This window comes from Allocoprococcus comes (assembly GCF_013300725.1).
Classification (GTDB): Bacteria; Bacillota; Clostridia; order Lachnospirales; family Lachnospiraceae; genus Allocoprococcus; species Allocoprococcus comes_A.
Window position 1 is genome coordinate 1 of the sequence record NZ_JAAIMM010000055.1, and the last position, 3,906, is coordinate 3,906.

The 3,906-nt window shown below is 40.6% G+C and carries 2 protein-coding genes; both read left to right on the top strand.

The window, feature by feature from the left end; translation table 11 throughout:
* Window positions 1-96: 96 nt before the first annotated feature.
* The gene (locus G4407_RS15800; RefSeq protein ID WP_006426335.1) at window positions 97-771 is read left to right on the top strand and encodes an ABC transporter ATP-binding protein; all 675 of its coding nucleotides are present in this window, start codon (window positions 97-99) and stop codon (window positions 769-771) included.
* Complete coding sequence (locus G4407_RS15805; protein WP_173689639.1) at window positions 768-3,212, top strand: ABC transporter permease; 2,445 nt, start codon at window positions 768-770, stop codon at window positions 3,210-3,212. Before G4407_RS15800 ends, G4407_RS15805 begins: the two co-directional genes overlap by 4 nt.
* The last annotated feature ends 694 nt before the right edge of the window (window positions 3,213-3,906 follow it).

The window sequence follows — 3,906 nt, forward strand, 5'->3', positions numbered from 1 at the left end:
TGATCAACAGGTGGCTCTTTTTGAAAAATCAAGGTACAGATGATTACCTACTTACCTGAAAAGGTACGCTTTACAGAATTGAAAAGGAGGCAATACATGAGTGTGATATTAGAAACCAAGCAGCTTTGTAAGTTTTATGGCGCAGGTGAGAATCAGGTCAAAGCGGTCAATCAGGTGGACATTCAGATTGAGCAGGGAGAATTTGTTGCAATTGTTGGAAAGTCAGGTTCCGGTAAAAGTACATTACTTCATATGCTTGGAGGGCTAGACACCCCGACAAAAGGCAGTGTTACTTTAGCAGGGAAAGATTTATACAGGATGAAGGAAGATGCCCTTGCTGTTTTCCGCAGAAGAAAAATCGGATTTGTTTTTCAGGCATTTAATCTGGTTTCATCTGTTAATGTCTGGGAAAATATTGTACTGCCACTGGGGCTGGATGGAAGAAAAGTGGATGAAGCGTATGTAAATGATATTATTGCAACTCTGGGGATTGAAAACCGGATTTATAATCTGCCAAATCAGTTATCCGGAGGACAGCAGCAGAGAGTAGCAATTGCAAGAGCACTGGTGAATCGTCCGGAAATTATATTTGCAGATGAGCCGACAGGCAATCTTGATTCTAAGACCAGTGATGAGGTAATCGCTCTGCTTAAGATGACAGCAAAAAAATATGGACAGACAATTGTAATGATTACCCATGATGACGAAATTGCACAGGTCGCTGATCGTATTCTGGTAATTGAGGATGGACAGGTGGTGGATTTTAGATGAAGACAATAAGCAGGATTGCATATAGCAATGACAAAAGGAACAGGACAAGAAGTATACTGATCATGATGGCAATCTGTCTGACCACGATGCTGCTTGTTATCATCAGTACTGTGGGAAATGGAATGATCCGTTTACAGAAAAGTCAGGCGGCAGGCTCATATGGAAGCAATTATGGTTTGTTTATCGCAGCAGACGGTACACAATTAAAAGAAGTGGAACGCAGAGCTGAGATATCTGATATCGGCATCATGTGTACGGAGGGCATCCTGAAAGGAAATGAAAATGGCGGCTTTGTCAGTGCGGATGAAACGGTCAGGAAAATGCTTCCCTATAATCAGGAATATGTGTTGAAGGAAGGTACCTATCCGGAAAAGGCGCAGGAAATTGCCGCAGGACGCGCTTTCTTTGATGCAGTGGGATACCATGATGTAAAGGTCGGAGACACCGTAACATTGGAGTACCGTTCCGGCATGCAGTCGGAATACGCACCGGTGGAATTTACTGTCAGCGGGATTTTATATGACCGGGATGAATATACCATCGAGGCTTCCTATGTTGTATTCGGTTCGCAGGATTTTTATAATGAGCGTGTTGCGGAGGGTGATAGGCAATATAATATCTATTTTACCTTGAGCGATTCTGCAAATGCATCTATGAATAATGTTGCGCCTGTTATAAAAGAAATCGCGGATTCCTGCGGCATTGACCAGAAAAACGTGATCATCAATGACCTCTACCTGCAATGGGTCTTGCAGCCGAGTTATGAAACGATTGCGGTATGCGGGGTTTTGATTCTTGCAATTGTACTTTTCTCTGTTGTGGTTATTTATAATATTTTTCAGGTCGGTATTGCCAACAAGATACAGGAGTATGGAAAAATCAAGGCTCTGGGAGCGACAAAAAAGCAGATGAAACAACTGATCTTCAGAGAGGGCATTTTTTTGACATTTTTTTCAATACCAGTTGGATTGCTTTTTGGCTTTCTGATTGCAAAATGCGGTTTTAACTGGCTGGTAGAACAGGGGAACCTTGTATCAACCGGAACTGGCTCTATGGGAGTTCAAAATCAGCAGGTTCCTCTGTTTTCCCTGCCTGTTATGCTTCTCTGTATTTTCGTATCATTTCTTACCGTTGCTTTGGCACTGCGTAAACCAATGAAAATTGTTTCACGGATTTCACCTATCGAAGCAACACGGTATTTAGAAAATGCAGAAACACAAAAAAAAGGAAAACGAAATGGCAGAAAAAATGTCACCGTGTTTTCTATGGCAATGGCAAATGTAACGGGTAATCCCAAAAGAACTATTGGTACTATCCTCACAATGGGTTTTTCTTGCGTATTGTTTGTGATTATCTCTAATTATGTGGGAAATATTGACACGGAGCATGAAGCACGTCTTTCCGTTAATCATGGACAATTTGAACTGCAGCTTGACTATTCTGCTGAGTATGATGAAAGATATCCGGAGAATAATCTGGATACGATTCTGACGGATGATCCATTGAATGATTCGCTGATTGAAGAAATCAAAAGCATTCCGGGAGTAACAGATGTCATGACGAGAGAGATTGTCTCTGTAAATCTGAACGGAACAAGATTTCCGGCTGATATTGTGAGTGAAAAGGATTTTGATTTTATGCGCCAAGAAGGGGATATTGGCTCTATGGACTATGATCAGGCGGTAAAGAATGGTGATATTTTCTTTGGCTGGTCAACGTGGATGGAACAAGATGGATATGCTCCGGGTGAATCCATTGCATTTGACTTTGAGAATGGAAGTGGAACCTATACCTATCAGGGAAAGATTGCAGGATCTTTTGTAAGTGCGGACACTTATCTTGTCATTCCGGAAGGTGTATATCGTTCCATGAATCCGAGAGGAACAGCCTATGGCTATCTGTGGGTGGACTGTGATAAAAAAGATGTGGCATCTGTAGAACAAAGTCTGAATACTTTGATTTCTAATACTTCGCATATAAAAATGGATACTTATCATGCGCAGTTACAATCTGCCGAATTTGCAAGCAGCATGATGAAGCTTGGCTGTTATCTGTTTATGGCTATTGTAGGACTCATCGGGTTTATGAATATGGCGAATACCATGATCATGAATATTACGACAAAAAAGCAGGAATATGGTATATTACAGGCTGTGGGTATGACAAATAAACAATTAAATTTATGCCTGCAGTTACAGGGACTGATGTTTACGGTTGGTACCATATGCGTAGCTTTGATCATTGGTCTGCCGCTCGGCTATGCACTTTTTTCCTATGCAAAACATAATGGAATATTTGGAATGAATATCTATCATGTTCCAATCGTACCAATTTTTATTATGATTTTTTTGGTCGGTCTGTTGCAGATTGTACTTTCCTGCGTTTTAAGCAGTAATCTGAAAAAGGAAACGCTGGTAGAAAGAATAAGGTATCAGGGATAGCAAGTAATATGTAATGAACTAGGTCTTAACGAAGAGGAGAAATAGATAACTTCCAGATTTGTATTTATGGTAAATCTAAACTGTATTTTAGCAATATTTCCTGAGTGGGGGCAAAAAGCGCCGTCAAAATCATAAAGTGGGGGCGGAAAGCGCCCCACATATAATAAACAAAGGGTTCAAGGGAAAAATCCCTTGCTAGAACAGCATTTGGATGGAGACATCTCTAATGCGTATCTAGCCGTCGCCGGGGACTAATATACAAGAAGGAATATTGTTTGAGCAGGAAAAGACATAGAAGACTCTGGTTATATCGCAGGATATGTGCTTTGAAAGAATTGATTTGCGATAGATAGAAATATTTGAAGGTTCTGTTATTACTTAGGCGGAGTAAAACAGCTTCTGGACAAAAAGGCTGCATAGGCAGCCGGCATCCTGCGGATAATATGCTGCAGGATGTATACATATATCAGGAGGCTTCATTCATGGCGAGTGGAGTCTCTTTTATTTTGCACTGTGTAATGGAAAAAGTTTTGATTGAACAGCAGTTGGAATGTAAGCGCTTAAATCTTGGGCAGATTTACTGTCTACGTTTTTGAACTCATAATGATAGTAAATAGATTTTTACTACACTCCGCTTGATAGATAATATGAAGTGACCTCACATTTGTAGCAACGTGGATTTACCTGTATACTA

Coding starts and splice junctions, on each gene's coding strand:
- G4407_RS15800 (WP_006426335.1), top strand. CDS start 97: ATGAGTGTGATATTAGAAACCAAGCAGCTTTGTAAGTTTTATGGCGCA.
- G4407_RS15805 (WP_173689639.1), top strand. CDS start 768: ATGAAGACAATAAGCAGGATTGCATATAGCAATGACAAAAGGAACAGG.